Source organism: Pseudomonas laurylsulfatiphila (assembly GCF_002934665.1).
Taxonomy (GTDB): Bacteria; Pseudomonadota; Gammaproteobacteria; order Pseudomonadales; family Pseudomonadaceae; genus Aquipseudomonas; species Aquipseudomonas laurylsulfatiphila.
Map to the genome: position 1 here is coordinate 742,051 of NZ_NIRS01000004.1, position 26,451 is coordinate 768,501.

At 61.0% G+C, this 26,451-nt stretch carries 27 protein-coding genes; 12 read left to right on the plus strand and 15 right to left on the minus strand.

The genetic code is table 11. From position 1 onward, the window contains the following. Positions 1–78 precede the first annotated feature (78 nt). On the plus strand, positions 79–1,278 hold the full coding sequence (locus tag CD175_RS18270; RefSeq protein ID WP_007975306.1) for an MFS transporter: 1,200 nt from the start codon (positions 79–81) through the stop codon (positions 1,276–1,278). Here the strand turns inward: CD175_RS18270 and arfB are convergent. The 8 genes from arfB to CD175_RS18310 form a co-directional block, all read right to left on the minus strand. Continuing rightward, positions 1,275–1,688 (minus strand): alternative ribosome rescue aminoacyl-tRNA hydrolase ArfB, encoded by a 414-nt coding sequence (arfB, locus tag CD175_RS18275; protein ID WP_007984117.1) that lies wholly within the window; start codon positions 1,686–1,688, stop codon positions 1,275–1,277. The two genes, CD175_RS18270 and arfB, sit on opposite strands and share 4 nt — an antisense overlap. A 215-nt stretch (positions 1,689–1,903) precedes the next feature. Then, complete coding sequence (locus CD175_RS18280; RefSeq protein ID WP_104449930.1) at positions 1,904–3,316, minus strand: amino acid permease; 1,413 nt, start codon at positions 3,314–3,316, stop codon at positions 1,904–1,906. A gap of 772 nt (positions 3,317–4,088) precedes the next feature. Then, on the minus strand, positions 4,089–5,006 hold the full coding sequence (locus CD175_RS18285; protein ID WP_104447890.1) for an IS110 family transposase: 918 nt from the start codon (positions 5,004–5,006) through the stop codon (positions 4,089–4,091). 332 nt (positions 5,007–5,338) lie between these two features. Then, positions 5,339–6,559, minus strand: coding sequence for a 23S rRNA pseudouridine(2605) synthase RluB (rluB, locus tag CD175_RS18290; protein WP_104449931.1), 1,221 nt, complete (start codon positions 6,557–6,559; stop codon positions 5,339–5,341). A gap of 293 nt (positions 6,560–6,852) precedes the next feature. Next, positions 6,853–7,824: an SMC-Scp complex subunit ScpB gene (gene scpB, locus CD175_RS18295; RefSeq protein WP_104449932.1), complete on the minus strand. Its 972-nt coding sequence runs from the start codon at positions 7,822–7,824 to the stop codon at positions 6,853–6,855. Between the two features lie 11 nt (positions 7,825–7,835). Further along, positions 7,836–8,594, minus strand: a complete 759-nt coding sequence (locus CD175_RS18300; RefSeq protein ID WP_172435665.1) for a segregation and condensation protein A — start codon at positions 8,592–8,594, stop codon at positions 7,836–7,838. A 60-nt stretch (positions 8,595–8,654) separates the two neighbouring features. Then, entirely contained in the window at positions 8,655–9,284 is a 630-nt protein-coding gene (locus tag CD175_RS18305) for an L-threonylcarbamoyladenylate synthase (RefSeq protein ID WP_033047950.1), read from the minus strand. A 13-nt stretch (positions 9,285–9,297) separates the two neighbouring features. After that, positions 9,298–10,161, minus strand: coding sequence for a PHP domain-containing protein (locus tag CD175_RS18310; protein ID WP_015096293.1), 864 nt, complete (start codon positions 10,159–10,161; stop codon positions 9,298–9,300). Positions 10,162–10,248: 87 nt separating this feature from the next. Here CD175_RS18310 and CD175_RS18315 point away from each other — a divergent pair, with 87 nt between their 5' ends. The 6 genes from CD175_RS18315 (at position 10,249) to CD175_RS18340 (ending at position 14,591) form a co-directional block, all read left to right on the plus strand. Continuing rightward, positions 10,249–10,845 (plus strand): septation protein A, encoded by a 597-nt coding sequence (locus CD175_RS18315; RefSeq protein WP_007975298.1) that lies wholly within the window; start codon positions 10,249–10,251, stop codon positions 10,843–10,845. A gap of 1 nt (position 10,846) precedes the next feature. Further along, complete coding sequence (locus CD175_RS18320; RefSeq protein WP_007984134.1) at positions 10,847–11,146, plus strand: YciI family protein; 300 nt, start codon at positions 10,847–10,849, stop codon at positions 11,144–11,146. Positions 11,147–11,257: 111 nt separating this feature from the next. After that, on the plus strand, positions 11,258–11,671 hold the full coding sequence (locus tag CD175_RS18325) for an SH3 domain-containing protein (protein WP_104449933.1): 414 nt from the start codon (positions 11,258–11,260) through the stop codon (positions 11,669–11,671). A gap of 7 nt (positions 11,672–11,678) precedes the next feature. Continuing rightward, positions 11,679–12,356 (plus strand): response regulator transcription factor, encoded by a 678-nt coding sequence (locus CD175_RS18330; RefSeq protein ID WP_104449934.1) that lies wholly within the window; start codon positions 11,679–11,681, stop codon positions 12,354–12,356. 254 nt (positions 12,357–12,610) lie between these two features. Continuing rightward, complete coding sequence (locus tag CD175_RS18335) at positions 12,611–13,060, plus strand: Spy/CpxP family protein refolding chaperone (protein WP_104449935.1); 450 nt, start codon at positions 12,611–12,613, stop codon at positions 13,058–13,060. A gap of 187 nt (positions 13,061–13,247) precedes the next feature. Further along, a complete protein-coding gene (locus tag CD175_RS18340; protein ID WP_104449936.1) occupies positions 13,248–14,591 on the plus strand; it encodes a sensor histidine kinase in 1,344 nt (447 codons plus the stop codon). Between the two features lie 79 nt (positions 14,592–14,670). Here CD175_RS18340 and CD175_RS18345 read toward each other — a convergent pair whose 3' ends face one another. Next, positions 14,671–15,237: an NAD(P)H nitroreductase gene (locus CD175_RS18345; RefSeq protein WP_104449937.1), complete on the minus strand. Its 567-nt coding sequence runs from the start codon at positions 15,235–15,237 to the stop codon at positions 14,671–14,673. A 121-nt stretch (positions 15,238–15,358) separates the two neighbouring features. Here CD175_RS18345 and CD175_RS18350 point away from each other — a divergent pair, with 121 nt between their 5' ends. Further along, a complete protein-coding gene (locus CD175_RS18350) occupies positions 15,359–16,813 on the plus strand; it encodes a TrkH family potassium uptake protein (protein ID WP_104449938.1) in 1,455 nt (484 codons plus the stop codon). Here CD175_RS18350 and CD175_RS18355 read toward each other — a convergent pair. Then, positions 16,770–17,831, minus strand: a complete 1,062-nt coding sequence (locus CD175_RS18355; RefSeq protein ID WP_104449939.1) for an AraC family transcriptional regulator — start codon at positions 17,829–17,831, stop codon at positions 16,770–16,772. The two genes, CD175_RS18350 and CD175_RS18355, sit on opposite strands and share 44 nt — an antisense overlap. Positions 17,832–17,991: 160 nt before the next feature. Here CD175_RS18355 and CD175_RS18360 point away from each other — a divergent pair, with 160 nt between their 5' ends. Continuing rightward, on the plus strand, positions 17,992–18,303 hold the full coding sequence (locus CD175_RS18360) for an Mpo1-like protein (protein ID WP_104449940.1): 312 nt from the start codon (positions 17,992–17,994) through the stop codon (positions 18,301–18,303). A gap of 27 nt (positions 18,304–18,330) precedes the next feature. Beyond that, on the plus strand, positions 18,331–18,921 hold the full coding sequence (locus CD175_RS18365; protein WP_104449941.1) for an HD domain-containing protein: 591 nt from the start codon (positions 18,331–18,333) through the stop codon (positions 18,919–18,921). Positions 18,922–19,029: 108 nt separating this feature from the next. On the opposite strand, the gene CD175_RS18370 is transcribed toward CD175_RS18365, so the two are convergent. Beyond that, positions 19,030–19,845 carry a UDP-2,3-diacylglucosamine diphosphatase gene (locus CD175_RS18370; RefSeq protein WP_104449942.1) on the minus strand — a complete coding sequence of 272 codons (816 nt, stop codon included), beginning with the start codon at positions 19,843–19,845 and terminating at the stop codon, positions 19,030–19,032. A 134-nt stretch (positions 19,846–19,979) separates the two neighbouring features. Between CD175_RS18370 and CD175_RS18375 the strand changes: the two genes are divergently transcribed. Both CD175_RS18375 and CD175_RS18380 read left to right on the plus strand, forming a co-directional pair. Beyond that, a complete protein-coding gene (locus CD175_RS18375; protein ID WP_104449943.1) occupies positions 19,980–20,744 on the plus strand; it encodes an AraC family transcriptional regulator in 765 nt (254 codons plus the stop codon). A 71-nt stretch (positions 20,745–20,815) separates the two neighbouring features. Then, positions 20,816–21,709 carry a DMT family transporter gene (locus CD175_RS18380; RefSeq protein WP_104449944.1) on the plus strand — a complete coding sequence of 298 codons (894 nt, stop codon included), beginning with the start codon at positions 20,816–20,818 and terminating at the stop codon, positions 21,707–21,709. Here the strand turns inward: CD175_RS18380 and CD175_RS18385 are convergent. The 4 genes from CD175_RS18385 to recQ form a co-directional block, all read right to left on the minus strand. Continuing rightward, complete coding sequence (locus tag CD175_RS18385) at positions 21,703–21,990, minus strand: Rdx family protein (RefSeq protein WP_015096307.1); 288 nt, start codon at positions 21,988–21,990, stop codon at positions 21,703–21,705. The two genes, CD175_RS18380 and CD175_RS18385, sit on opposite strands and share 7 nt — an antisense overlap. A 33-nt stretch (positions 21,991–22,023) precedes the next feature. Beyond that, positions 22,024–23,274, minus strand: coding sequence for a FimV/HubP-related protein (locus CD175_RS18390; RefSeq protein WP_104449945.1), 1,251 nt, complete (start codon positions 23,272–23,274; stop codon positions 22,024–22,026). 127 nt (positions 23,275–23,401) lie between these two features. Then, positions 23,402–23,836, minus strand: a complete 435-nt coding sequence (locus CD175_RS18395) for a MarR family transcriptional regulator (protein ID WP_007975279.1) — start codon at positions 23,834–23,836, stop codon at positions 23,402–23,404. A gap of 119 nt (positions 23,837–23,955) precedes the next feature. After that, positions 23,956–26,082, minus strand: a complete 2,127-nt coding sequence (recQ, locus tag CD175_RS18400) for a DNA helicase RecQ (RefSeq protein ID WP_104449946.1) — start codon at positions 26,080–26,082, stop codon at positions 23,956–23,958. Positions 26,083–26,451: the final 369 nt, after the last annotated feature.

Consider the following 26,451-nt stretch of genomic DNA (forward strand, 5'->3'; position numbering starts at 1 on the left):
CTTTTTCACAACCAACGACCGTCCACACCGCTATCATAAGCAGCCTATCTATCCTGCTTTACCGTGGACCCTTTACCCATGCCTGAAAACCAGCGCCCCCTGGCGGTCACGCTGCAAGTCGTTTCCATCGTCCTTTTCACCTTCATCGGCTACCTGAACATCGGCATCCCCCTGGCCGTATTGCCCGGTTACGTCCACAGCGACCTGGGCTTCGGCGCGGTGGTCGCGGGCCTGGTGATCAGCGTGCAATACCTGGCCACCCTGCTCAGCCGCCCCTATGCCGGGAAGATCATCGACAACAAGGGCAGCAAACTGGCGGTGATGTATGGCCTGGCCGGTTGCGGCCTGAGCGGCGTGTTCATGTTGATCTCGGCCTGGACCCAGAGCCTGCCGACCTTGAGCCTGATCAGCCTGTTGATCGGCCGTCTGGTTCTCGGCAGCGCGGAAAGCCTGGTGGGCTCGGGCTCGATTGGCTGGGGCATCGGCCGGGTCGGCGCGGCGAACACGGCCAAGGTCATCTCCTGGAACGGGATCGCCAGCTACGGCGCACTGGCCGTCGGCGCACCCTTGGGCGTTTTGATCGTCCATCAACTGGGTTTGTGGAGCATGGGCGTGAGCATTGTGCTGCTGGCCGTGCTCGGCCTGCTGCTGGCCTGGCCGAAAACCGCCGCACCGATCGTTGCCGGTGAGCGCCTGCCGTTCATGCATGTGCTCGGGCGTGTCTTCCCCCACGGCTGTGGCCTGGCCCTGGGCTCCATCGGCTTTGGCACCATCGCCACCTTCATTACCCTGTATTACGCCACGCAACACTGGGATAACGCGGTGCTGTGCCTGAGCCTGTTCGGCGCCAGCTTCATCGGCGCGCGCCTGCTGTTCGGCAACCTGATCAACCGTCTCGGCGGCTTTCGGGTCGCCATTGCCTGCCTGTCGGTGGAAACCCTGGGCTTGCTGTTGCTGTGGCTGGCACCCGATGCGCATTGGGCATTGGCGGGTGCGGCGCTGAGTGGCTTCGGCTTTTCGCTGGTGTTTCCGGCGCTTGGCGTGGAAGCGGTCAACCTGGTGCCCGCCTCAAGTCGTGGCGCAGCCGTCGGCGCCTATTCGCTGTTCATCGATTTGTCGCTGGGGATCACCGGGCCGCTGGCCGGGGCCATTGCGGCCGGGTTCGGTTTTGCTTCGATCTTCCTGTTCGCGGCCCTTGCCGCGTTGAGTGGATTGATACTCAGCCTTTACTTGTACCGGCAGGCACCGAAGCAACGCGAAGCGCGGGACGCCCGCTAGAAGTCGACCTTGCCGCGCCCGGCCTTGATGTTGCCGCGCTTGCTCTTGGATTCGAGGCGACGGGTTTTCGAGCCGAGGGTCGGTTTGGTCGGACGGCGCTTTTTCTCGACCTTGGTGGCACTCTGGATCAACTCGGTCAGCCGCAACAGCGCATCGGCGCGGTTCTGCTCCTGCGTCCGGTACTGCTGGGCCTTGATGATCAACACACCGTCGCTGGTGATACGGCTGTCGCGCAGCGCCAGCAGCCGCTCCTTGTAGAACTCGGGCAAGGACGACGCCGGAATGTCGAAGCGCAGGTGCACCGCGCTCGACACCTTGTTGACGTTCTGCCCGCCCGCGCCCTGGGCGCGAATGGCCGTCAACTCGATCTCGGCATCCGGCAGATGCACGTTGTTGGAAATCACCAGCATGGAAAAGCGTCCGTATTCGATAGTGTTCAGGATACCGCGAATAGATTGAAGGAATGCGGACCTTGTGGGAGCGTGGCTTGCCCGCGATTCAGGCGCCACGGTTTTTCAGATACACCGCGTTATCGTTCATCGCGGGCAAGCCACGCTCCCACAGTTTTTTTGTATCGCATACAACAAACCCGGCGCATGGCCGGGTTTGTTGTTTTCGCGCGGAGTTACTTCACTGCCGCCTGCAACGCATGTTGAGCACTGCGCTTGTTCTTGATGCCGTAGCAGACCCACATGAACACGAGCCATACCGGAATCGCGTACACCGATGTCTGGATCCCCGGAATCAACAGCATCACGCCGAGAATGAACAAGACGAACGCCAGGCAGATGTAGTTGCCGTACGGGTACCACAGGGCCTTGAACAGCGGCGTCTGTTTGGTCTTGTTCATGTGCTGGCGGAACTTGAAGTGCGAGTAGCTGATCATCGCCCAGTTGATCACCAGGGTGGCAACGACCAGCGACATCAGCAATTCCAGCGCGTTTTGCGGGATCAGGTAGTTCAGCAACACCGCAATCAGGGTCACGGCCGCCGAGGCCAGGATCGAACGCACCGGCACGCCGCGCTTGTCGATCTTTGCCAGGCCTTTCGGCGCATCGCCCTGCTCGGCCATGCCCAGCAGCATGCGGCTGTTGCAGTAGGTGCCGCTGTTGTACACCGACAACGCCGCAGTCAGGACCACGAAGTTGAGGATGTGCGCCGCGGTGTTGCTGCCCAGCATCGAGAACACTTGCACGAACGGACTGCCGCTGTAGGAATCACCGGAGGCGTTCAGGGTGGTCAGCAAGCTGTCCCACGGGGTCAACGACAGCAGGATTACCAATGCACCGATGTAGAAAATCAGGATCCGGTAGATCACCTGGTTGATCGCTTTCGGGATCACGGTTTTCGGCTTGTCGGCTTCCGCAGCGGTGAAACCGAGCATTTCCAGACCACCGAAGGAAAACATGATGAAAGCCATGGCCATCACCAGGCCGCTGACACCGTTCGGGAAGAAACCACCGTGGGACCAAAGGTTGCTCACCGCCGCTTGCGGGCCGCCATTGCCGCTGACCAGCAGGTAGCTGCCCAAGGCAATCATGCCGACGATCGCCACGACCTTGATGATCGCGAACCAGAACTCGGCCTCGCCAAACACTTTGACGTTGGCCAGGTTGATGGCGTTGATCAGCACGAAGAAGCCCGCTGCGGAGACCCAGGTCGGGATGTCCGGCGCCCAGTAGTGGATGTACTTGCCGACCGCGGTCAGCTCCGACATGCCCACCAGGATATAGAGAATCCAGCAGTTCCAGCCCGACAGGAAACCGGCAAAGCCGCCCCAGTACTTGTGGGCGAAGTGGCTGAAGGAGCCGGCTACCGGATCTTCGACGATCATTTCGCCCAGCTGGCGCATGATCATGAAAGCAATGAAGCCGCAGATGGCGTAGCCGAGGATCATCGACGGGCCGGCGGACTTGAGTACCCCGGCCGAGCCGAGGAACAGACCGGTACCGATCGCGCCACCTAAGGCAATCAATTGAATGTGGCGATTTTTCAGGCCGCGTTTCAGCTCGCCTGATTGCGGGTTTTGTCCACTCATGAAAAGGGTCTCACGCAAGGTTTGATGATGTTCAGTAGACGTTGCTGCTCAAGAAAGGCGTTAAGCGGCACCGATCAAACCCCAGCGCAGGCACCAGGAGTTCAGCGTATTTACAACGGTCATGCGTCACCTGTTTGTTTTTATCTGTGACGAAATCGAACCCGACACGCTCGTGACGCGGCGGAGTGAACAAGGCGGATAGCCTTGAGGGTTGCGCAGATGCGCAGGAGGTCACAGGTAAAACGCGGCGCATTGTACACCTGTAACCCCCTGCTGCCAGACCCGCTGGACAAGCGTGTCTATGGCCGGGATTGCCTGTGTCCGCCCCGGGAGGCCCGGGCGGCTGCAAAAAATGGGTCAGATCCTTGCGGATCATCGACGGGAAAGGCAGGAAAACCGCCTCTCGCAGAGAGATGGAGATGGAATACGGCGTTCATTGCGCCTCCTTTTTGTTATGCACCTGCACGACAGGCATGGCGCGCATCTGACCCTGCATGGCGTGTTGAAACAAGCGGGCCAGAGCGCAGGAAGAGCGTTGGAAGGTAATGACGCGTAAGAGTTTTCTTACGGCATTCGACGAGGGGCGATTTCACGGGATTAATCTGTGGATTTCGTCATGTTTTCTTTACAGGGCGTAATTCTGGCTTTCCACTTCGGACGTCCCGGTGCGGCAACTGGCGCTTTCGCGGGCGAGCCCGCTCCCACAGTGGATCGCATTTCTCCAGAACAACCCGGCTTCCTGTGGGAGCAACTGTCTTCCCCCAGCCACTCGTCACCGCCACTCGGTGCCGTCCCGCAACATGGCATTCAGCCTGATCAGTAGGATCCGCATGCAGGCGATGAGCGCGACTTTCGCGCTCTTGCCTCGCTCCCGAAGAGCGTCATAACGTGCCTTGAAGTCTGGCTGATGACGGATCACGACCCAGCAAGACATGTAAAGCGCACGTCTGACGCGGGCTCTGCCTCCGTAGATTTGACGTTTTCCGCTGTGATTGCCACTGTCGTCGTTGTACGGCGCAATTCCCGCCAAGGCCGCCACTTCACGACGATCAAGCGCTCCCAATTCGGGCAGATAAACCAGCAAGCTGGCTGTGGCCACCGTACCGATGCCTTTAACGGAAATGAGTCGCTCGGCTTTTTCGGCATCCAGCTCATGCATGCTCTGATGGATGGTTTTATCGAGCTGCTTGATCTGCACTTGCAGGTAGTGAACAAGACCTTTGATCGCCACGGTAACAGCGGGTAGTTGAACTTGCTGAAGCCGGCGCTTGTTGTCGTCTCGTTGCTGAACAAACTGCTCGCGCAACTGGATCAGCTCGCGCAGCGCTTCACGTTCCGGCGAAATGATCTTGTCGCGGGATGCATGCAGCACTTCAGCGAAGTCCGCCAGCACGGCCGCGTCGATGGGGTCGGTCTTGGCATTCTTGCCCATGGCCACGGCGAAGGCTCTGGCCCGGCGGGGATTGATTCTAAGCACTTTGAAGTTGGCGCCTTGCAGCGCCGCCATGACCTTGCATTCGTACCCACCGGTGGCCTCCAGCAGAACCCGGTCAACCTCGTACTGGCTCAGGCGCTCAATCAGCTCAACAAAGCCTTCTGACGTATTGGGAAGGTCAAAACCTTCACCTTGAGGTTGAACCCATACAACCAGGTTTGATTTGGAGATATCGATGCCGACCCAGGAAATCATGGCAAAACCCTCTTACACTCAGGAGTGAGAGTGCTCTGGCTTTGCCCACGCTTGTGATTCGAGTGGCGCTCGTCCAACTGTTCGGGCTTATGGGCCAGAGTGGAAAGGTGGATGGCAGCTTGGCTCCCACACGTGCTTTTAGCACCGCGGACTCACAGCTTGCCATCCACCTCTCTCACCCCAGAGTTTATCCCTAGATCTAGACACAAGCGGGCTTGCCCGCGAAGAGGCCCTAAAAAACGACACAAACTGAAAGCCAGCCCCATAAAAAACGCCAACCCGAAGGTTGGCGTTTTTAACTTGTCGCTTGCAGCTTGAAGCTTACCGCTGCCTCATTCCGGCTTACGACGACCAAAGCCCGGACGCTGGCCGGAACCGGCCGGAGCGCCACGGCGCTTGCCCGATGGCGTGTCACCGTCGACCAGCTTGATCCCCGGACGCTTCGGCGCCGGCTTGGCCGGGCGCTTGGTGTCGGTCGGGCGATCGGCTACCGGCGTACCACGGCCTTCGCCACGCTCGGTACGGCCATTGGCCGGACGTGGCGTGCGTGGACCGCGTTCGCCGTCCTGGCGCGCAGCAGGCTTGCGACCTGGACGCTCGCCTTCGATCTGCGGCTCGCGGCTGGCACGTGGAGCAACAGGAGCGGCAGGAGCCCCAGCGGCTGGACGCAGGGTGCGTACACGCTCGGTCTTGGCCATCGGACGCGACGACTTGCGCTGCATACGGTCAAGCTTGTCTTTGCTCTTGGCGTTCATCTGCGGCATCGCGACCGGCGTCAGGCCGACCTCGGCACTCAGAATGTCGACTTCGTATTGGCTCATTTCGCGCCAGCGGCCCATCGGCAGGTCGGAGTTGAGGAACACCGGACCGAAACGTACGCGCTTCAGACGGCTGACCACCAGGCCCTGAGATTCCCACAGGCGACGAACTTCGCGGTTACGACCTTCCATCACCACGCAGTGGTACCAGTGGTTGAAACCTTCACCGCCTGGCGCCTGCTTGATGTCGGTGAACTTGGCCGGACCATCTTCAAGGACAACGCCAGCCTTCAGGCGCTCGATCATCTCGTCATCGACTTCGCCACGCACACGTACCGCGTATTCACGGTCCATTTCGTAGGAAGGGTGCATCAGGCGGTTGGCCAGCTCACCGTCGGTGGTGAACATCAGCAGACCGGTGGTGTTGATGTCCAGGCGACCGATGTTGATCCAGCGACCTTCTTTCGGACGCGGCATCTTGTCGAACACGGTCGGACGGCCTTCCGGATCGACACGGGTGCAGATTTCGCCGTCGGGTTTGTTGTACATGATCACGCGGCGCACCGATTCGGCGGCCTCTTCACGCTTGATCACCTTGCCATCGATGGTGATGGCGTCGTGCATGTCGACGCGCTGGCCAAGGGTGGCGTCTTTGCCGTTGACCTTGATGCGGCCGTGGCTGATCCAGGCTTCCACGTCACGGCGCGAGCCGACGCCGATACGGGCGAGGACTTTCTGCAGTTTTTCGCCTGCTGGGCCGATTGGCTGGTCGTCTTGCTGGTCTTTGATACTCATCTGGGCACCTCCCGGTGTGGTCTGAAATCTGGGTACTTTGGCGAAGGGATCGCCGAAGGGTCGCGAATCATACGCGCATGCGGGCGATTGCGCATCAGAGACTAGCTGATCAAGGCAAGGTTATTGGTTTTTGCGCCGAACGGTGGTTCGCTGTTTTGCTGTGAACACAATCCCCTGTGGGAGCGGGCTTGCCCGCGAAGAGGGCGTGTCAGTCGGCATCTTTATGGGCTGACCCACCGCATTCGCGGGCAAGCCCGCTCCCACAGGGAAATTCAGCGCCCAAAGATTTGTGATCAATCGTCGAACTGGTGACGCTCGGCCTCGATGGCTTCGGCCAGGGCCAAGGCTTCAGCCTCTTCGTCGGACAACTCCGGCTCGGGCTTCGGCTGTTCGAGGGCAGCGACGGCGGCCAAGAGTTTTTCCCGGGCCTCGGCCACGCCAAGGATGTCGTCTTCCTGCTCCGGTTCCATTTCCGGCTCAGGCTCGATCCGGGCAACTTCAACTTCTGGCTCGATGTCGGGCTGTTCCGAATCAAACTCAGTCACCGCGCCATCACGCAACAGATCATCGAAGTCGGTCTTGATCCCCTCCTCCATGCTGTCCAGCTCCAGCAACAGCGTGTGGAAACTGGTTTCTTCCTTCGGTTCTTCCGGCTCGGCGCTGGCGTCGGCCAGCTCTTGCAACCCGGCGGGTACAGGGGCGTCGTCGAAATCGAGCACCGGATCCGGTTCCAGCTCGCGCAGTTCCGCCAGCGGTGGCAAGTCGTCGAGGTTTTTCAGGTTGAAGTGATCGAGGAACGCCTTGGTGGTGGCGAACATCGCCGGTTTACCGGGTACGTCGCGGTAGCCGACGATGCGGATCCACTCGCGCTCCATCAAGGTCTTGACGATATTGCTGTTGACCGCCACGCCCCGCACGTCTTCGATTTCGCCGCGGGTGATCGGCTGACGGTAGGCAATCAGGGCCATGGTTTCGAGCATGGCGCGGGAATAGCGCTGCGGGCGCTCCTCCCACAGACGCCCGACCCACGGCGCAAATTTCTCGCGAATTTGCAGGCGATAACCCGAGGCAACCTCCTTGAGTTCAAACGCGCGGCCATCGCAAGACTTGGCGAGAATCGTCAGGGCCTTCTTGAAGACCGGTGGTTCCGGGCGCTCGCCCTCCTCGAAGAGTTCGAACAGGCTTTCCAGGGATTGCGGCTTTCCCGAGGCCAACAGAAAGGCTTCAAGCAAGGGTGCCAGGTCACGGGGTTCAGTCAGGTTCATGTTTCGACTCGTTATTCGGCTCGGGCTCGCACGTGGATCGCGGCAAATGGCTCATTCTGCACCAGCTCGACCAGGGATTCCTTGACCAGTTCAAGGATCGCCATAAAGGTCACCACCACGCCCAGGCGCCCTTCTTCAGCGGTGAACAACTCGACAAACGGCACGAAACCGCCGCCCTTGAGGCGTTCCAGCACATCGCTCATGCGCTCCCGGGTCGACAGCGCCTCGCGGCTGACCTGATGGCTTTCGAACATGTCGCCACGGCGCAATACCTCGGCCATGGACAACAGCAACTCGGACAGGCGCACGTCCGGCAACAACTTGCGTGCCCGGGCTTCCGGGGCGTCGAGTTTGGGCACCACCACGTCGCGACCGACGCGGCTCAGGCCATCGATGCCTTCGGCGGCGGCCTTGAAACGCTCGTATTCCTGCAAGCGGCGGATCAGCTCGGCGCGCGGGTCGTCCTCTTCGTCCTCTATGGTTTCGGCTCGCGGCAGCAGCATCCGCGACTTGATCTCGGCCAGCATCGCGGCCATCACCAGGTACTCGGCGGCCAGTTCCAGGCGCACCGACTGCATCAACTCGACATAGCCCATGTACTGGCGGGTGATTTCCGCCACTGGGATGTCGAGGATGTTGATGTTCTGTTTGCGGATCAGGTACAGCAGCAGGTCGAGGGGGCCTTCGAAGGCTTCGAGGAAGACCTCGAGGGCATCCGGCGGGATGTACAGGTCCAGCGGCATTTCCATGACCGCCTGGCCATAGACCATGGCGAAGGGCAGTTCCTGCTGGGCTCCGGCCTGACTGTCGACGGGTTCTACTGCGGACATCTAGGCCTCGACCATGAACGGCGCAGGGTCGCCGCAACCGACGCGGATGACTTCCGGTTCGCCGTCGGCGAGGTTGATCACGGTGGACGCCTTGATCCCGCCAAAGCCGCCGTCGATGATCAGGTCGACCTGGTGCTCGAGCAACTGGCGCATTTCGTGGGGGTCATACATCGGGTCGGTTTCACCGGGCATGATCAGACTCACGCTCATCAACGGTTCGCCGAGCTGCTCCAGCAATGCCAGGGCAATCGGATGGCTTGGCACCCGCAGGCCAATGGTGCGTTTTTTCGGGTGCAGCAACAGTCGCGGCACTTCGCGGGTGGCGTTGAGAATGAAGGTGTAAGGCCCCGGCAAGTGGGCCTTGAGCAAGCGGAAAGTGCCGGTGTCGATCTTGGCGAACAGGCCCAGTTGCGACAGATCACAGCAAATCAGCGCGAAGTTGTGCTTTTCATCCAGCCCGCGCAAACGCCGAACACGCTCCACAGCCACCTTGTCGCCGATCTGGCAACCAATGGCGTAGGAAGAGTCTGTGGGGTAAATCACCACCCCGCCCTTGCGGATGATTTCGACGGCCTGTTTGATCAGGCGCGCTTGCGGGTTTTCCGGATGAATCTGGAAAAATTGACTCACATTCTCTACCTGTTCAGACGGCGGCAATAACTGGGTCATGTTTGAATCGACACCATAGCGGTGGCAGATCCTCCGGGAGTGGCCGGTATTCACCGATCTCCGACCAGCCTCCGGGGCCATGAAAATCACTGCCGGCGCTGACCAGCAGACCGAACTCGCGGGCCAGAATGGCCAGGCTGCCCACCTGTTCGGCAGGCTGGTAACCATTGACCACTTCGATGGCGTGGCCCCCTGCTTGAATATAGTCGGCAATCAGGCGACGTCGCTTGCTTCGAGTGAATTCGTAGTGCCAGGGGTGTGCCAGGCTGACCCAGGCCTTGGCCGCGCGCAGGGTTTCGACGGTTTCTTCCAGGGTCGGCCAGTGTTGCTTGACGTCGCCCAGCTTGCCGGCGCCCAGCCATTTGCGGAACGCCTCGGCGCGATCCTTGACGAAACCTTCTCGCACCATCCAGTCGGCGAAATGCGGGCGGGCCGGCGCGTTACCGCTGTCGCCCAGCGCCTGCTGGATCTCCCGGGCGCCATCCAGCGCCCCCGGCATGCCCTTGAGCGCCAGTTTGCGGCTGATTTCCTCGGAGCGCAGCCAACGGCCATCATGCAATCTGGCGATGGCCTCGACCAACGGCGCGGCGTTCACGTCAAAACCGTAGCCCAGCACATGAATGGTCGCGCCGCCCCAGGTGCAGGACAATTCGACGCCGTTGACCAGTTGCATCCCCAGCGCGGCAGCCGCGTGCCGGGCCTCGTCGAGGCCCTCAAGGGTGTCGTGATCGGTCAAGGCCAGGACTCGCACGCCTTTCTCGAACGCCCGCGCCACCAGAACCGCAGGCGCCAGGGCGCCATCGGAGGCCGTGCTATGGCAGTGCAAATCAACATTCACAGGGCTTTGTAACCTCAAATCAGCTGGCGCTATCGCGCGCCCATATGTTTGTTATTATGCCGCCACATCCTGCTTCTGGCTGCCACTGTGAAACAATTCATCGATTTCATCCCGCTCCTGCTGTTTTTCATCGTCTTCAAAATCGATCCACGGGTCGTCGACATCGCCGGCCATGAGGTCACTGTAGGCGGTATTTACAGCGCCACCGCGATGCTGATCGTCAGTTCCCTGGTGGTCTACGGCACACTGTTCATCAAGCAGCGCAAGCTGGAGAAGAGCCAGTGGCTGACCCTGATCGCCTGCCTGGTCTTCGGCAGCCTGACCCTGGCCTTCCACAGCGAGACGTTCCTCAAGTGGAAAGCCCCGGTGGTCAACTGGCTGTTCGCCCTGGCGTTCATCGGCAGCCACTTCGTTGGTGACAGCCTGCTGATCAAACGCATCATGGGCCACGCGCTGACCTTGCCGGAGCCGGTCTGGACACGCCTGAACATCGCCTGGATCGCCTTCTTCCTGTTTTGCGGTGCCGCCAACCTGTTTGTTGCGTTCACCTTCCAGAGCTACTGGGTCGACTTCAAGGTCTTCGGCAGCCTGGGCATGACTTTGCTGTTCCTGGTCGGCCAGGGCATTTACCTGTCCCGCCATCTGCACGATGCCGACACCACTACGCCAAAAACCGAGGACTGACATGCTTTACGCAATCATTGCCACAGACGTCGCCAACTCCCTGGAAGCCCGCCTGGCCGCACGGCCTGCGCACCTCGAGCGCCTGCAAGTGCTCAAGGGCGAAGGTCGCATCGTATTGGCCGGCCCACACCCGGCCGTCGACAGCAATGATCCGGGCGCGGCGGGTTTCACCGGCAGCCTGATCGTTGCCGAATTCGATTCCCTGAGTGCCGCCCAGGCCTGGGCCGACGCCGATCCGTACATCGCCGCAGGTGTCTACGCCAACGTTCTGGTCAAGCCGTTCAAGCAAGTCCTGCCGTAACAAATCCCCCACGCGGTGAACCTTGTCGGTTCATCGCGTTCTCAATCGCTCATTATTCCTGTTTATCGGCCGACAACTTGCCCAATACTCGTATTGGAATCAGGAGTCGCGATGCGCAAGGGTCCGTTGTGTCTGATGTTGGTCACGTTGTCGATCGTGGCGCCCGCCCACGGTGAAGAATACGCCGAGGGTGGAAACTCGACGCCGCTTTCCTTGAGCGCCGGCAGCCAGATCACTGAGTTGCAGCAACGCTTGAAAGAAAGCGAGCGGCAACGGGAAGAACTGAGCAAACAATTGCAAACTGCCGATGGCGAACGCGAAAGCCCGCTGCTGGCCCGGTTGCGCCAGGAGAACCAGCGCTTGAAGCTGCAACTCAAGGAAGCCCAGGCCAGCAGTCCGCTGCCGCGTCTGCTGACCGACCAGCAACAATGGTTTGTCATTGGCGCCGGGGTAGCGCTATTGGCGCTGCTCTGCGGTATCTTCGCCAGTGGAGCAAGTCGAAAACGTCGACAATGGCTAAATTGAGTGAGTCATGAGCGAGCTGTTACTGATTGATGATGACCAGGAGCTGTGTGAGCTCCTGAGCAGTTGGCTGAACCAGGAAGGGTTTCAGGTACGAGCCTGTCACGACGGCCAGAGCGCTCGCCGTGCGCTGGCCGAAACCGCTCCGGCGGCCGTGGTACTGGATGTGATGTTGCCTGATGGCAGCGGCCTGGAGCTGCTCAAGCAGTTGCGCAGCGATCACCCGGATTTGCCGGTGCTGATGCTCTCGGCCCGGGGCGAGCCCCTGGACCGTATCCTCGGCCTGGAACTGGGCGCCGATGATTACCTGGCCAAACCCTGCGATCCACGGGAACTGACCGCCCGCCTGCGCGCCGTCCTGCGCCGCAGCCACCCGGCAGCGGTGTCCAGCCAGCTGGAACTGGGCGACCTGTGTTTCAGCCCGGTGCGCGGCGTGGTCAGCATCGACGAGCAGGAGTTCACCCTCACCGTTTCCGAAAGCCGCCTGCTGGAAGCCCTGCTCAAGCAGCCCGGCGAACCCCTCGACAAACAGGAACTGGCGCAGATTGCCCTCGGCCGCAAGCTGACCCTGTACGACCGCAGCCTGGACATGCACGTCAGCAACCTGCGCAAGAAGATCGGCCCACACCCCGATGGTCGTCCGCGCATCGTGGCCCTGCGCAGCCGTGGTTACTACTACAGCCTCTGATCACTGACGACATACGGTCCATGTAGGAGCTGCCGCAGGCTGCGATCTTTTGGTCTTGATCTTTTCAAGGCGCTAAAAAGCAAAATCAAAAGATCGCAGCCTGCGGCAGCTCCTACAGGGGAATTGGGAGTTTTGTCAGGTCGGCGGGAAATCGTCTTTACCCAAGCTTTACCCTCCGCTGACCGCCGCTGACCTTGATCTGCGTAATCTGTACTCATCCGGAACGTACCGGGAACGAGACAAGGAGATTCACCATGCGCAAGACTCTTATCGCTCTGATGTTCGCTGCTGCCCTGCCGACCGTTGCCATGGCCATGCCTGAAGGCGCAGGCCCGATGGATGGGCCGATGGACGGTTCGCGCCACGGCGGTCAGATGCACGGCATGCACGGCAAAGGCCCGTACAGTCAACTGGACCTGAGCCGCGAACAGCGCGAGCAGATCCGCAAGATCATGGGCGAGCAGATGCACGAGCGTAAGCAACTGGTCGATAAATACCTGGAGAAACTCTCGCCAGCCGACCAGAAAGCCATGAAAGACGAAATGACCGCCCAGCACCAGAAAGCCGAAGCCGATGTGCGTGCGGTGCTGAAACCGGATCAACAGAAGAAATTCGACGAGATCCAGAAAAAGCAGGCTGAACGTCGCGCCGAGTGGGCCGAGTTCAAAGCCTGGAAAGCGCAACAACCGCAAAAAGCGCAATAATGCGTTAACCCCGGACCCGACGGCTGAACACCGTTGGGTCTGATGCTTTTGATCTACTGTAGGAGCGAGCCTGCTCGCGATGGACGTCAACGATAACGCGCGGCATCAGGCAGTCCGTGTTGTCTATGCGTTTTTCGCGAGCAAGCTCGCTCCTACATGGGATTCTGTGTTTGTTTGAGGATTTCCTGTGCGTTCATTGTTCTGGCGTATCCTGGCCAGCTTCTGGCTGGCCATCGCTCTGGTTGCAGGGCTTTCCATCCTGCTCGGGCACATGCTCAACCAGGACGCATGGATTCTCAGCCGCCACCCGGGCCTCAACACGCTGGCCGAACAGTGGACGCAAACTTACGAAAGTCAGGGCGAAGACGCCGCCCAGGATATTCTCCAACAGCGTAAACGCCAGTATCACATCGACGTACAGGTGCTTAACGAGAGCGGCGATCCGGTGGTGCGCGGCACCTTCCCCAGACGTGCGGCGGCCTTTGAGGCGCGCCAGAACAATGATGACCGGCGCCTGCCATGGCGGCGTCTGACCGATGAGTTCACCAGCGAAAAAACCGGTGATACCTTCCTGTTCATCTACCGCATTCCACACCCGGAACTGGACGCCTGGCACCGCGAGAGCCTGCTCTGGCCGCTCAGTGCCCTGGGAATCGCCCTGGTGGTGCTGACCCTGTTCAGCCTGCTGGTGACCTTTTCCATCACTCGCCCGCTCAGCCGTCTGCGCGGAGCGGTGCATGACCTGGGACAAACCACGTATCAACAGAACAGTCTGGTCAAGCTGGCCAACCGTCGCGATGAGTTTGGCGTCCTGGCCAATGACTTCAACCGCATGGGTGCGCGCCTGCAGAGTCTGATTGGCAGCCAGCGGCAACTGCTGCGCGATGTCTCCCACGAACTGCGCTCGCCTCTGGCGCGTCTGCGTATCGCGCTGGCGCTCGCCGAACGGGCCGGCCCACAGGAACGGGAACAGCTATGGCCGCGCCTGACCCGGGAGTGCGACCGACTGGAAGCGCTGATCAGCGAAATCCTGGTGCTCGCGCGGGTCGACTCCGATAACGCCAGTGCCGAAGAGGTGGATCTGAATGCCTTGCTCAATACCTTGCAGAAGGATGCTCAACTCGGTTCACCCGAGCAACTCGTACACCTCGAAGCCGAGTCGCAACTGAATCTGAAGGGCTGGCCGACCATGATCGAACGGGCCGTCGACAACTTGCTGCGCAATGCCCAGCGTTTCAATCCGGTGGGTGGCCTGCCGATCGAAATGCAGGCGCTGCGTCAGGGTGAGCGGATCGTCGTGACCGTGCGCGATCACGGACCGGGGGTCAGTGCCGAATATTTGAGCCAGCTCGGTGAACCGTTCTATCGGGCACCGGGGCAGACAGCGGCCGGACACGGCCTGGGCCTGGCCATCGCCCGACGAGCGGCGGAGCGCCATGGCGGCAGCCTGGTGCTGGCCAATCACCCTGAAGGCGGGTTCATTGCCAGCCTGGAATTGCCGTTGGTGCCGGGGGCTATCGTACAACCGTAAAAGATCGCAGCCTTCGGCAGCTCCTACAGAGGCACACACAACCCTGTAGGAGCTGCCGAAGGCTGCGATCTTTTGATCTTCAGGCTTTTCCGGACCAGGCGCTGACAAATTCAGCCAGGTCGACCTTCTCGGCCACCCGCGGTTCTTTCTGCGGTGTGCCCAGGTACAGGAAAGCAATCACCTCTTCCCCCTCCGCCAGGCCCAACCCCTTGGCCACATGCGGCGAGTACGCCAGGTCACCGGTACGCCACACCGCGCCAATGCCCTGCGCATAGGCCGCCAGCAAGATCCCGTGGGCCGCACAGCCCGCCGCCAGCAACTGCTCGGACTTCGGATACTTGACGTGATCCTGCAGCCGCGCAATCACCACCACCACCAGCGGTGCCCGCAGCGGATTATTGCGCGCCTTGTCGATGGCCGCTTCGCTGACTTCGCCGTCCTGCAATTTCGCCGCTTCGACCAGCAGTTCGCCCATTTGCTCACGTGCCGCGCCTTCCACCGTCAGAAAGCGCCACGGCTGCAAGTGACCGTGATCCGGGGCGCGCATGGCGGCGCCGAACAGCACCTCACGCTGCTCGGCAGTGGGTGCAGGGTCAATCAGTCGCGGAACGGAAACACGGTTGAGCAAAGCGTCGAGAGCCTGCATCGGCCACCTCCTGAAAAATTTGTGCGGCTATTCTAGCTGTAACTGCCACAGCAGTGCCGGTTTACATGCCCTGCCTCACGGGTAGAATGGCGCCCTTTCCACTATCAGCCGAGCGGACCTCATGGCGTTGCCGACCTTACGGATCATTGGTTTCATCATCGGCATCTTCCTGATCACGCTGGCGATCTCCATGGTCATACCCATGGCCACGTTGGTCATTTTCGACCGCACCAGCGATCTGCCGTCGTTCCTCTGGGCCAGCATGATCACCTTTGTCGCCGGGCTGGCGCTGGTGATTCCGGGGCGCCCCGAACACATTCACCTGCGCCCCCGGGACATGTACCTGCTGACCGTCAGCAGCTGGCTGGTGGTGTGCATCTTCGCCGCACTGCCGTTCCTGCTGACCCAACACATCAGCTACACCGACTCGTTCTTCGAAAGCATGTCCGGCATCACCGCCACTGGCGCAACCGTACTCAGCGGCCTGGACACCATGTCCCCCGGCATCCTGATGTGGCGCTCGTTGCTGCACTGGCTCGGCGGCATCGGCTTCATCGGCATGGCGGTGGCGATTCTGCCGCTGCTGCGCATCGGCGGCATGCGGCTGTTCCAGACCGAATCGTCGGACCGCTCGGAAAAAGTCATGCCCCGCTCGCACATGGTGGCGCGCCTGATCGTGGCGACCTACGTCGGCATTACCATTGTCGGCAGCCTGGCGTTCTGGTGGGCCGGGATGAGCCTGTTCGACGCGATCAACCACGCGATGTCGGCGATTTCCACCGGCGGCTTCTCCACCTCCGACCAGTCTTTGGCCAAGTGGCCGGAGCCTGCGGTGCATTGGGTCGCGATCGTCGTCATGATTCTCGGCGCCCTGCCGTTCACCCTGTATGTCGCCACGTTGCGGGGTAATCGTCGGGCGCTGATCAAGGATGAACAGGTTCAAGGCCTGCTCGGCATGCTGCTGGTGACCTGGCTGGTGCTCGGCACCTGGTATTGGTGGACTACCCAGCTGCATTGGCTGGAGGCGTTGCGGCATGTGGCGCTGAACGTGACGTCGGTAGTGACCACCACCGGTTTTGCACTGGGGGACTACAGCCTCTGGGGCAATTTCTCGCTGATGCTGTTCTTCTACCTGGGGTTTGTCGGCGGTTGTTCCGGCTCGACTGCGGGCGGCATCAAGATTTTCCGCTTCCAGGTGGCCTATATCCTGCTCAAGGCCAACCTTAACCAGCTGATTCACCCGCGCGCGGTGATCAAGCAGAAGTACAACGGTCACCGCCTCGACGAAGAAATCGTCCGTTCGATCCTGACCTTTTCGTTCTTCTTTGCAATCACCATCTGCGTGATTGCGCTGCTGCTGTCGCTGCTCGGCGTGGACTGGATGACCGCCCTCACCGGCGCGGCCAGCACCGTGTCCGGTGTCGGCCCGGGGCTCGGCGAAACCATCGGCCCGGCCGGTAACTTCGCGACCCTGCCGGATGCCGCCAAGTGGATTCTGTCGTTCGGCATGCTGCTCGGCCGACTGGAGATCATCACTGTGTTTGTGCTGTGTATTCCGGCATTTTGGCGTCATTGATCGCTTCAGGTGCCTGCATCAGCCGCATCCGGTACTCGCCGGGTGTGGCATCGAACCAGCGGCGGAAAGCACGGAAGAAGTTGCTCGGATCGGCGAACCCCAGCAAGTAAGCGATTTCCAGCAAGGTCATGTTCGGTTGCGCCAGATACTGCTCGGCCAGTTCGCGCCGGGTATCGTCCAGCAGCGCCTGAAAACTCGTGCCCTCTTCCTGCAAGCGCCGTTGCAAGGTGCGCTGGGAAAGATGCAGCGTCTGCGCCACGGTGTCGCGCTTGGGCTCGCCCTGGGGCAACAGGCGGCACAACACCTGCCGCGCCTTGTGCGTCACGCGGCTTTCGGAAAAACGCGCCAGGTACTCGCCGGCAAAGCGGTCATGCAGCAACGCCATGGCTTCGTTGGCCGTCGGCAAGGGCGCTTCCATGTCCGAACGCTCGAATATCAGCGCATCGTAAGGCGCGTTGAACACCAACGGTGCATGGAAGGCTTGTTTATAGGGTTCCGGATTGGCCGGTTCAGCGCCCTGCACCAGCACTTTGCGTGGATGCAGCGTACGCCCGGTCAACCAGCCGCACAGCGCCAGGGCGCAGGCCAGTGAAGCTTCGGCGCTCTGCCGGGTCGGCGGCAGGTGGTCGCCATGTACCGTCAGAATCAGCGCGTAGCCTTCGTCCAGCAGCTTGAAACTCAGGTCGGCACTTTCGGCGATGATCCGCTGATAGCGCACCAGGCGCTGAAAGCCTTCGGCCAGTGTCTGGCTGGACATCAAGGCGTAACCGGTCACATGGAACTGCGCCGGTCGCACCACCTTGCCCATGTTCAGGCCGATGGCCGGGTTGCCGGACAGTTCGACCGCGCGTTGCCACAGCCGTGTCATGGAATCTTGCGGGAAGCGTGCATCCGGATCATCCAGTGCCGCGTAGTCGAGCCCCAGCTGCTTGAACAGAACCCGGCAATCCAGGCCGTCCATCTCCAGCGCTTTGACAATCCCCATCGCCCAGCTTGCAGAAGTCGTTCGTTCGCTCATGGCGTTTTCTTACATGGTGAGCCGCATGCGACGGCTATTGACCGAAGGATACTAAAGTGGCGCCTATTGTCACTGGCTGATGCCATTGATCACTCTAGACTCAAATAAGCTACCCGCAGAACAACTTGCAGTCAGAACAATAACCACAGAGATCGCAGTCGTGGAAAACATCAAACGCTTCAACAGCTTTGCTGAGTTTTACCCTTACTACCTCAGCGAGCACAGCAACAGTACCTGTCGCCGTCTTCATTTTATCGGCACGACGCTGGTTATCTTGATACTGGCGCTGACCATTGGTCGCGGCGCCTGGATGCTGTTGTGGGCCCTGCCTGTGGCGGGTTACAGCTTTGCCTGGGCCGGTCACTTCTTCTTCGAGAAGAACCGCCCGGCAACGTTCCAACACCCCTTCTATAGCCTGCTCGGCGATTTTGTCATGTACCGGGACATGGTGCTGGGGCGCGTTCCGTTCTAGAGAACATCCGTCACAAGAGAGTTGCCTATGAATGCCAATGCCCGCTTCACCCACATGAAGGACGGCACGCAGGAAGACTGGGCGATCATCGCCGCGGACTTCAGTGCCTACGCGCGACAATTGCCGACAAGGATTGTGGCGCACCTGAAGTTACTGGAGGGTGATTTTGGTGGATTCCCGGTGGATCGCCTGACCCATTCCCTGCAAACCGCCACCCGCGCCTTTCGCGATGGTCGCGACGAAGAATACGTGGTCTGCGCCCTGCTCCATGACATCGGCGACACCCTGGGTTCCTACAACCACCCGGACATCGCCGCAGCGATCCTCAAGCCGTTCGTCAGCGCCGAGAACCTGTGGATGGTGGAGAAACACGGGATTTTCCAGGGCTACTACTTCTTTCATCACCTGGGCATGGATCGGCATCTGCGTGAGCAGTTCCAGGACCACCCGCAGTACCAGGCGACCGTCGAGTTCTGTGCCAAATACGATGCGGCGGCGTTTGATCCGGCATATGACACGCTGCCATTGAGCTTCTTCGAACCGATGATGGAGCGGTTGTTTGCCCGGCCGAGGAACTCGATCTACAAGGCGGCGATGGAAGAACATTCGCCAGCCTGACAGGACCGCTTCGCGGTCCATCGCGAGCAGGCTCGCTCCCACAATTGGAACGCATACTCCTGTGGGAGCGAGCCTGCTCGCGATGAGGTCCGCACGGGCACAGGATTATCAAGCCAACTCTGCAACCTTGGCCGCCTTCATCTGCGCCTCCCGCGCCTGGGCATCCGCCAACCGGTACAACTCGATCGAACCATCCCAATGCTCGATCAACGCCGTGCACGACTCCACCCAGTCGCCGCAATTGAGGTAGTCCACCTCGCCCACCTTGCGAATCTCGGCATGGTGAATGTGCCCGCACACCACGCCGTGCAGCTCACGCTTGACGCATTCATGGGCGATGGCTTCCTCGAAGTCGCTGATGAAGCTGACCGCGGTTTTCACCTTGTGCTTGAGGTAGGCCGACAGCGACCAGTAGCCGTAGCCATATCGCGCGCGCCAATGATTGAGCCAGCGGTTGAGGGTCAGGGTGAATTCGTAGGCCGAGTCACCGAGAAAGGCCAGCCAGCGATGGTACCGGGTGATCACATCGAACTGGTCGCCATGGATCACCAGCAGATGCCGGCCATCGGCGGTGACGTGTACCGCTTCGTCCACCAACTGGATATTGCCCAGGATCAGCTTCGAATAGCGGCGCAGGAACTCGTCGTGGTTGCCGGTGACGTAAATCACCTCGGTGCCACGCTTGCTCATGGTCAGCAGGCGACGGATCACGTTGGTGTGCGCTTGCGGCCAGTACATGCCGCCGCGCAGTTTCCAGCCGTCGATGATGTCACCGACCAGGTAGATTCTGTCCGCGTGGTAGCTCTTGAGAAACTGCGACAGGTGTTCAGCCTGGCAATCCCGGGTGCCCAAATGCACGTCGGAAATCCATAGCGTCCGTACGCGTTGCTTACGGGTGGGTTTGGCGAGCTCGGCGCTGGTCATGGGCAACCCTCTGGCAAGTTTTGCCAAGTCTGCCGCGGCCCGGTTAATGGTCCATGACAGCGTCAAGTCAGTCCTGTGACAACGCTTGTTGGCCCGCTCGGTGTAGACTGACGCCCTGAACCGGGAGACCCGCGATGAGACCGATCCTCACGCTCCGCCAATACAGCCACGACCTGATCGTCCACAGCCATGACCACGCTCAACTGGTGTTCGGGCTTTCGGGCGCCCTGGATTTCGAGGTCGACGGCCGTGGTAGCCAGGTGCGCCAGCAGAGTTTCGTGGTGGTGCCCTCCGGCGCGCATCACGCATGTGGCAGCGCCAATGGCAGTCGCTGCCTGGTGCTGGATGTGCCCAGCGAGCAATGGGTTGCGCAGTCGTTGGGCGATCACGCCGAGTCCAGCCGACGCTTGCTCGACAACGCCGGCCGCCTGCCCCTGGACGCGGGACAAAGCCAATTGGTCAGTTGGCTGGCGAACAGTCCGGTCGATGACCCGCTGATCGCACAACAAGGTGCGGTGCTGCTGCTGGCCAGCCTGAACAACGCCAGGCCCGACGCCGTCGGCGGTCGGCGCCTGCCCTATGCCGCGCTGAATGCACACATCGATCAGTACGCGGCGTACCCGCTGCAGGTGGCCGACCTGGCCCGGGTGGCCGGCCTCTCCAGTGCCCGTCTGCATGCGCGGTTCGTGGTTGAATGCGGGCAGACGCCGATGGACTACATCCGTAGCCGACGCCTGCACATCGCGGTGGGCATGCTGCGCAACTCGGCGCTGCCCATCGGCGAGATTGCCAACCGCGTAGGCTACAGCTCCCAGAGTGCCTTCGCGGCGGCGGTGCTGCGCGAGTTCGGGGCATCGCCCGGGAAACTGCGGCGCGAGGCTGGCGACAAAAAACGCTAGTCTGCCGACAGACTTGCCGGGCCATTACGCGCTTCAATGAGGCCTCTGTTCGTTTGTCGTTAAGGATTGCAATGACTCCCCGTACCGCGCTTGGCGCCTTGCATATCGGCGCATTGATGTTCGGCCTGACCGGCGTGTTCGGCAAACTGGCTGCCGCATCACCGGCGATCATCGTGTTCGGCCGTGCAGCTTTTGCCGTGCTCGCTCTGGCGTTTTTTGCACGGTTCGCCAGCCAGACGCGCTGGCAGAAACTCGAGGCCGTGGACTGGCGTCGGCTGCTGCTCAGCGGCTTGTTGCTCGCCGGGCACTGGGTGAGTTTCTTCATTGCGGTGAAAGTCGCAGGCGTGGCGATTGCAACGCTCGGCTTCGCCAGCTTCCCGGCCTTTACCGTGATCCTCGAAGGGTTGATCTTCCGCGAGCGCATTCGCGACAATGAGATTGTGCTGGTGCTGCTGGTGAGTGTCGGGCTGGTGCTGGTCACGCCCGATTTTGATCTGGCCAGCGGCGCCACCACCGGCCTGCTGTGGGCCGTGGGTTCCGGGCTGTTGTTCGCCCTGCTGTCGCTGACCAACCGTGCCAGCTCCGGGCGCGTCCCGCCGGTGCAGGCCGCGCTGTGCCAGAACGTGGTGGTTGCCCTATGCCTGCTGCCAGTGGCGGCGCCTCAATTGAGCGAAGTACGCGCCATCGACTGGCTGTGGATCGGCCTGCTCGGTGTGTTCTGTACCGGTGTCGCCCACAGTCTGTTCGTCGCCAGCCTGGCGGTGATCAAGGCACGCACCGCCGCCGTGGTGTTCGCCCTGGAGCCGGTCTATGGCATCACCGTCGCCTGGCTGCTGTTCAACGAAAACCCAACCCTGCGCATGTTGCTGGGAGGCGCGTTGATCATCGTGGCAATCGTGGTGTCCAGCAGGCTCTCAAGCACTTCCAGTAAGAAAGCCGTTACCGCCGAGGCCGCGTCTCACTGAGTGCGGTCGTTGTGTCCCAGGTCGCGGTCCGGGTCGATCTGATCACGGACCCGCTGCTTGAGCACTTTGGCTTCAGGGAAGCCACCGTCCGCCTTGCGCTCCCAGATCTGCACGGCGTCACAGAAAATATGGAAGACCCCGCCGGTGCCCGGCACCAGAGAAACTTTGCCCAGGTCGTCACCAAAGGTGCTGAGCAGTTCCTGGGCCAGCCACGCGGCACGCAACAGCCACTGGCATTGCGTGCAATAGGTGATGACGATTTCCGGTTTGTGGGCGGTCATGATGGGGCTTGACTCCAGAGTTTGACGACGCCGCTATGATAGCCCGGCCGGTGACTGTCGAGTCGGCTGATCAGGTTGTGCCTCTAACCCGAACGCAGGCTCGATCATGGCCAGAGCCACCGGTTGCCTGGTCTCGCCTGGGCTGATCACGTCCCAACTCGACGCCATGGACAGCTCCTCCAAGTTGAGCCGGTATTCATCGTCAATGGCGGGTTCACCGGACATCGCCAAACCCGGAGCCGCCACGACAGCGGCGACCGGGATGGAATGACGGTTATCCACCCACTCAAGTTCATCATTGGCTGGCACCCCGTCGCGCTGCGCAGTGGGCGATTGCGTGACGAGCGGCCAGATCACTGGCTCGGTAAAAAACTCAGCCGACGGCTCATGTGGCGACGGCAGAGCCTCTGAAGCCGTGGCCTGATGCTGCTGGCGCTGGCGGCGAACAAACCAGCCCAGCGCCACCAACGCCATCAGCGCTGACACGCCGGCAATCTGCAACCAGCCAACCCCGGGAGGTTCAGCAATGGCGGGTGCCGGTGCCACTGCATCAGAAACCATGGGTTGCGCCTTTACCTTCTTGAGTTCAGCCAGTTGGGTTTGCAGCTCGGCCAACTGTTTTTTCTGGTCGGTGATCAGCTCATCCTGGCCTTGTAGCTTCTCGTTGAGCTCATCGAGAGTGGATTGCAATTGGTGGTTTTGCAGGGTGCTTGCAGCCAGTTGCTCCACAGCGGGATCGACCATGGAGACGTCAGTTGCTGGCGTCGTCTTTGCCACGGGGGGCGGCGTTTCGACCGGTTGAACCCTGGGGAATGCGGACGCAGCGGAACTGGAAACCGGTTCATCGGTGGCGGCAACAATGCCTGGCGAACCCGGCGGATCGATCAGTACCGTGTACTCGCGCAATAACCGGGCGCCGGGCTGATTGAGCTGCACGAGGAAATTCAGGAAGGGTTCACTGACCGGTTTGCTGGATGTCACCTGGATCACGCTGCGCTTGCCGCGCAGGACCGGGGTGAATTTCAGATTGTCGAGGAAAAAGACCCGGTCGACCCCGGCACGGCTGAACTCGTCTGCCGTTGCCAGGCTCACCGACAGCTCGCCCTCCTCCAGGCCACCCGCATCCACCAGGGCGATATCGGCACGCAGCGGTTGATTCAGCGCCGAATGCAGGGTGATTTCACCCAGGCCCAGCGCCGGAGCCCATGCCGAGTAAGTGATCGCCACGCCAGCCAGCAACCCCTGTGAACAACCGCGCAAAACCAACCGCCAACACTTGAGCATGAGCATCCTTGAGATCTACAAAAACTACCCGTACGCGTTCGTACATCCGTTACGAACACGATATCGCCGAGTAGTTCTTATAGTCTGCGCAATGCGGTCTCTCAAAAACCTGGCAGTCGGTTATGCCTCAGGATTTTTCAAGGTTGCCCAGGATATGCCCGTGAACCCGCATGCACACCTTCAAATCCGCCTCATCGACGCCTTCGAACAGTTCGTGACGCAGTTGCGTGGCAATGGTTTCAATTTGTTCGATCAGGGGAAGCGCCGGGGCGCAGAGCACGATTTTCTTCGCCCGACGGTCTTCCAGCACAGCCTGGCGTTGCACCAGACCCTGGCTTTCCAGACTGTCGAGCAAACGGGCCAGGGTCGGGCCTTCGACGCCAACGCTTTGTGCCAGCTCCCGCTGGGTCGGAGCTTCTTCGAAACGGGCCAGGTGCAGCAGCACCAGCCAGCGCGCCTGGGACAAGCCCATGCCCGCCAGACGGCGGTCCAGTTCGGCACGCCAGCCACGGGACATCTGGGCCAATTGCATGCCAAAGCGGTGTTGATCGGTTAACGGCATAAAACACTCATGATTAGACTGAAATAAATAAAAACTAATTATTAGTCAGCTAAGCATGAGCCTCGGTCCGAGGCAAGGCTTGATCTGTACTGAATCGTTACATCAGCACTACAGATTTCTCAAATCTCGAATTCCGACTGCAAGGCAGCGCGAACACAGTACAAAACCCCTTCCGGTACCCGGCCGGCGAACAGCGCGGCGATCTCGGAAACCGGCGGCAATTCGCCTTCGCCATCGAGGAAGGCGTCCTGGACTTCACCCATCAGGTCCTCAGGCAGATCCAGCGCCTGCTCCAGCGACAACTGCTGCTTGCCGATCGCTTCGGCCAGCATGGTGTAGACGTTCTTTTCCGAGCACTGCAACTGACCGGCGATCTGCACCGGTGTCATCCCGGCCCGCGCCAGCGTGATCAGTTCGTGACGTACGTCGGCCACGGGTTTCGGTGCCTGGACCTGGCCGCCGAGTACTTCGAGGAAGGCCTCGCCGTAACGCTCCAGCTTGCGCGCGCCGACGCCGCTGACCGCGGCCATTTCCGCCAGCGAGCTCGGCTGGCTGCGCAGCATTTCCAGCAAGGTCGAGTCGGGGAAGATGACATACGGCGGCACGCCATGTTCTTCGGCGAGCTTGCGCCGCAGGGCACGCAGGGCTTCCCACTGTTCGCGCTCCTCGCCACGGACCAGTTGGCTCGCCTGGCTCTTGCTGCTTTTCGCCACGGTCTGCGCCTTGAGATCGCGGCGCAACGCCAGGGTCACCTCGCCTTTGAGCAGCGGCCGGCAACTGTCGCTCAGGCGCAAGCCACCGTAGCCTTCGAGGTCGATGTCGGCCAGACCACGGGCCACCAGTTGGCGGAACAACGAGCGCCACTCGCCCTCCGCCATCGCCTTGCCGACACCAAACACCGAAAGATGCTGATGGCCGAAGTTACGGACCTTTTCGTTGTCCTTGCCCAGCAATACATCCACCAGGTGCCCGACGCCGTAGCGCTGACCGGTGCGGTAGATCGCCGAAAGCGCCTGCCGCGCGGGCTCGGTGGCATCCCAGGTCTGCACGCCGTCGACGCAGTTGTCGCAATGACCGCAAGGCTGGGGCATGTCCTCGTCGAAGTAGGCCAGCAGCGTTTGCCGACGGCAGCGGGTTTCTTCACACAGGGAAAGCATGGCGTCGAGCTTGTGCTGCTCCAGGCGTTTGTGGCGCTCGTCGCCTTCGGAGTTCTGCAGCATCTGCTTGAGCATCACCACGTCTTGCAGGCCGTAGGCCATCCAGGCGTCTGCCGGCAGGCCGTCACGGCCGCCACGGCCGGTTTCCTGGTAGTAGGCCTCCAGGGATTTCGGCAAATCGAGATGCGCGACAAAACGCACGTTGGGCTTGTCGATGCCCATGCCGAACGCCACGGTGGCAACCATGATCAGGCCTTCTTCGTTGAGGAAGCGCTTCTGATGGTAAGCCCGCAAATCGTTGGGCAGACCGGCGTGGTACGGCAGCGCCGGGAAGCCCTGCTCGCTGAGGAACGCGGCGACTTCCTCGACTTTCTTGCGCGACAGGCAATACACGATGCCGGCATCGCTGCGGCGTTCGGCGAGGAACGCCAACAACTGCTTGCGCGGCTGCTCCTTGGGCACGATGCGATAAAAGATGTTCGGTCGGTCGAAGCTCGACAGGAAGCGCTCGGCGTCTTGCAGGTGCAGCCGGGTGACGATTTCTTCCCGGGTGCGTTTGTCGGCCGTGGCGGTCAGGGCGATGCGCGGCACGTCGGGGAACATCTCCGCCAACTGGCCCAGTTGCAGGTATTCCGGACGGAAGTCATGACCCCATTGCGACACGCAGTGGGCTTCGTCGATGGCGAACAGGGAAATGTTCAGTCCCTGCAGAAATGACAGCATTCGCGGCTGGACCAGACGCTCTGGCGCCAGATAGAGCATTTTCACTTCACCGCGGCGGATGCGGGCGGCGAGGTCGCGCTGTTGCTCGGCGCTGAGGGTGGAGTTCAACGCGGCGGCGGCCACGCCCAGCTCTTCGAGGGTCGCGACCTGGTCGTCCATCAGGGCGATCAGCGGCGAGACCACCACGGCCAGGCCTTCGCGCAGCAGCGCCGGGACCTGGAAACACAATGACTTGCCGCCACCGGTAGGCATCAGGACCAGGGCATCGCCACCGCTGGCCACGCGCTCAATGATTGCACCCTGGCGACCACGGAAACTGTCGTAGCCGAAGATGTCCTTGAGGACGCGTTGAGCCTGTTCGAGCATAGAAACTCCAAAAAATCACCGAAACATCCCTGCAAGGCTGGTTCAGAACCCGCGACGCTGCACCGACAAATCGTAAGTGCGCATTGCATGACGCTTCACATTTCAGCCGTGAAGCCAGCAGGGCATCACAAAACGCGCGAGTATACCCGAGCCCTGTCCGGCAAAGGGCACCGCTGATAAGAGGGAATGGACATGATTCCTGTAGGAGCTGCCGAAGGCTGCGATCTTTTGATCTTGTCTTTAAAAAGAAAAATCAAAAGATCGCAGCCTTCGGCAGCTCCTACGGGGAGAGACCATGGGCAAATATGCCGTGCGGCTGGCCCAAGCGCTCAAGAAGGCCTAGAATTCCCGCATCGAACATTCCCCAAG

Coding starts and splice junctions, on each gene's coding strand:
- CD175_RS18270 (WP_007975306.1), top strand. CDS start 79: ATGCCTGAAAACCAGCGCCCCCTGGCGGTCACGCTGCAAGTCGTTTCC.
- arfB (WP_007984117.1), bottom strand. CDS start 1,688: ATGCTGGTGATTTCCAACAACGTGCATCTGCCGGATGCCGAGATCGAG.
- CD175_RS18280 (WP_104449930.1), bottom strand. CDS start 3,316: ATGAGTGGACAAAACCCGCAATCAGGCGAGCTGAAACGCGGCCTGAAA.
- CD175_RS18285 (WP_104447890.1), bottom strand. CDS start 5,006: ATGATTTCCTGGGTCGGCATCGATATCTCCAAATCAAACCTGGTTGTA.
- rluB (WP_104449931.1), bottom strand. CDS start 6,559: ATGAGTATCAAAGACCAGCAAGACGACCAGCCAATCGGCCCAGCAGGC.
- scpB (WP_104449932.1), bottom strand. CDS start 7,824: ATGAACCTGACTGAACCCCGTGACCTGGCACCCTTGCTTGAAGCCTTT.
- CD175_RS18300 (WP_172435665.1), bottom strand. CDS start 8,594: ATGGTCTATGGCCAGGCGGTCATGGAAATGCCGCTGGACCTGTACATC.
- CD175_RS18320 (WP_007984134.1), top strand. CDS start 10,847: ATGCTTTACGCAATCATTGCCACAGACGTCGCCAACTCCCTGGAAGCC.
- CD175_RS18325 (WP_104449933.1), top strand. CDS start 11,258: ATGCGCAAGGGTCCGTTGTGTCTGATGTTGGTCACGTTGTCGATCGTG.
- CD175_RS18330 (WP_104449934.1), top strand. CDS start 11,679: ATGAGCGAGCTGTTACTGATTGATGATGACCAGGAGCTGTGTGAGCTC.
- CD175_RS18335 (WP_104449935.1), top strand. CDS start 12,611: ATGCGCAAGACTCTTATCGCTCTGATGTTCGCTGCTGCCCTGCCGACC.
- CD175_RS18345 (WP_104449937.1), bottom strand. CDS start 15,237: ATGCAGGCTCTCGACGCTTTGCTCAACCGTGTTTCCGTTCCGCGACTG.
- CD175_RS18350 (WP_104449938.1), top strand. CDS start 15,359: ATGGCGTTGCCGACCTTACGGATCATTGGTTTCATCATCGGCATCTTC.
- CD175_RS18355 (WP_104449939.1), bottom strand. CDS start 17,831: ATGAGCGAACGAACGACTTCTGCAAGCTGGGCGATGGGGATTGTCAAA.
- CD175_RS18365 (WP_104449941.1), top strand. CDS start 18,331: ATGAATGCCAATGCCCGCTTCACCCACATGAAGGACGGCACGCAGGAA.
- CD175_RS18370 (WP_104449942.1), bottom strand. CDS start 19,845: ATGACCAGCGCCGAGCTCGCCAAACCCACCCGTAAGCAACGCGTACGG.
- CD175_RS18375 (WP_104449943.1), top strand. CDS start 19,980: ATGAGACCGATCCTCACGCTCCGCCAATACAGCCACGACCTGATCGTC.
- CD175_RS18380 (WP_104449944.1), top strand. CDS start 20,816: ATGACTCCCCGTACCGCGCTTGGCGCCTTGCATATCGGCGCATTGATG.
- CD175_RS18385 (WP_015096307.1), bottom strand. CDS start 21,990: ATGACCGCCCACAAACCGGAAATCGTCATCACCTATTGCACGCAATGC.
- CD175_RS18390 (WP_104449945.1), bottom strand. CDS start 23,274: ATGCTCAAGTGTTGGCGGTTGGTTTTGCGCGGTTGTTCACAGGGGTTG.
- CD175_RS18395 (WP_007975279.1), bottom strand. CDS start 23,836: ATGCCGTTAACCGATCAACACCGCTTTGGCATGCAATTGGCCCAGATG.
- recQ (WP_104449946.1), bottom strand. CDS start 26,082: ATGCTCGAACAGGCTCAACGCGTCCTCAAGGACATCTTCGGCTACGAC.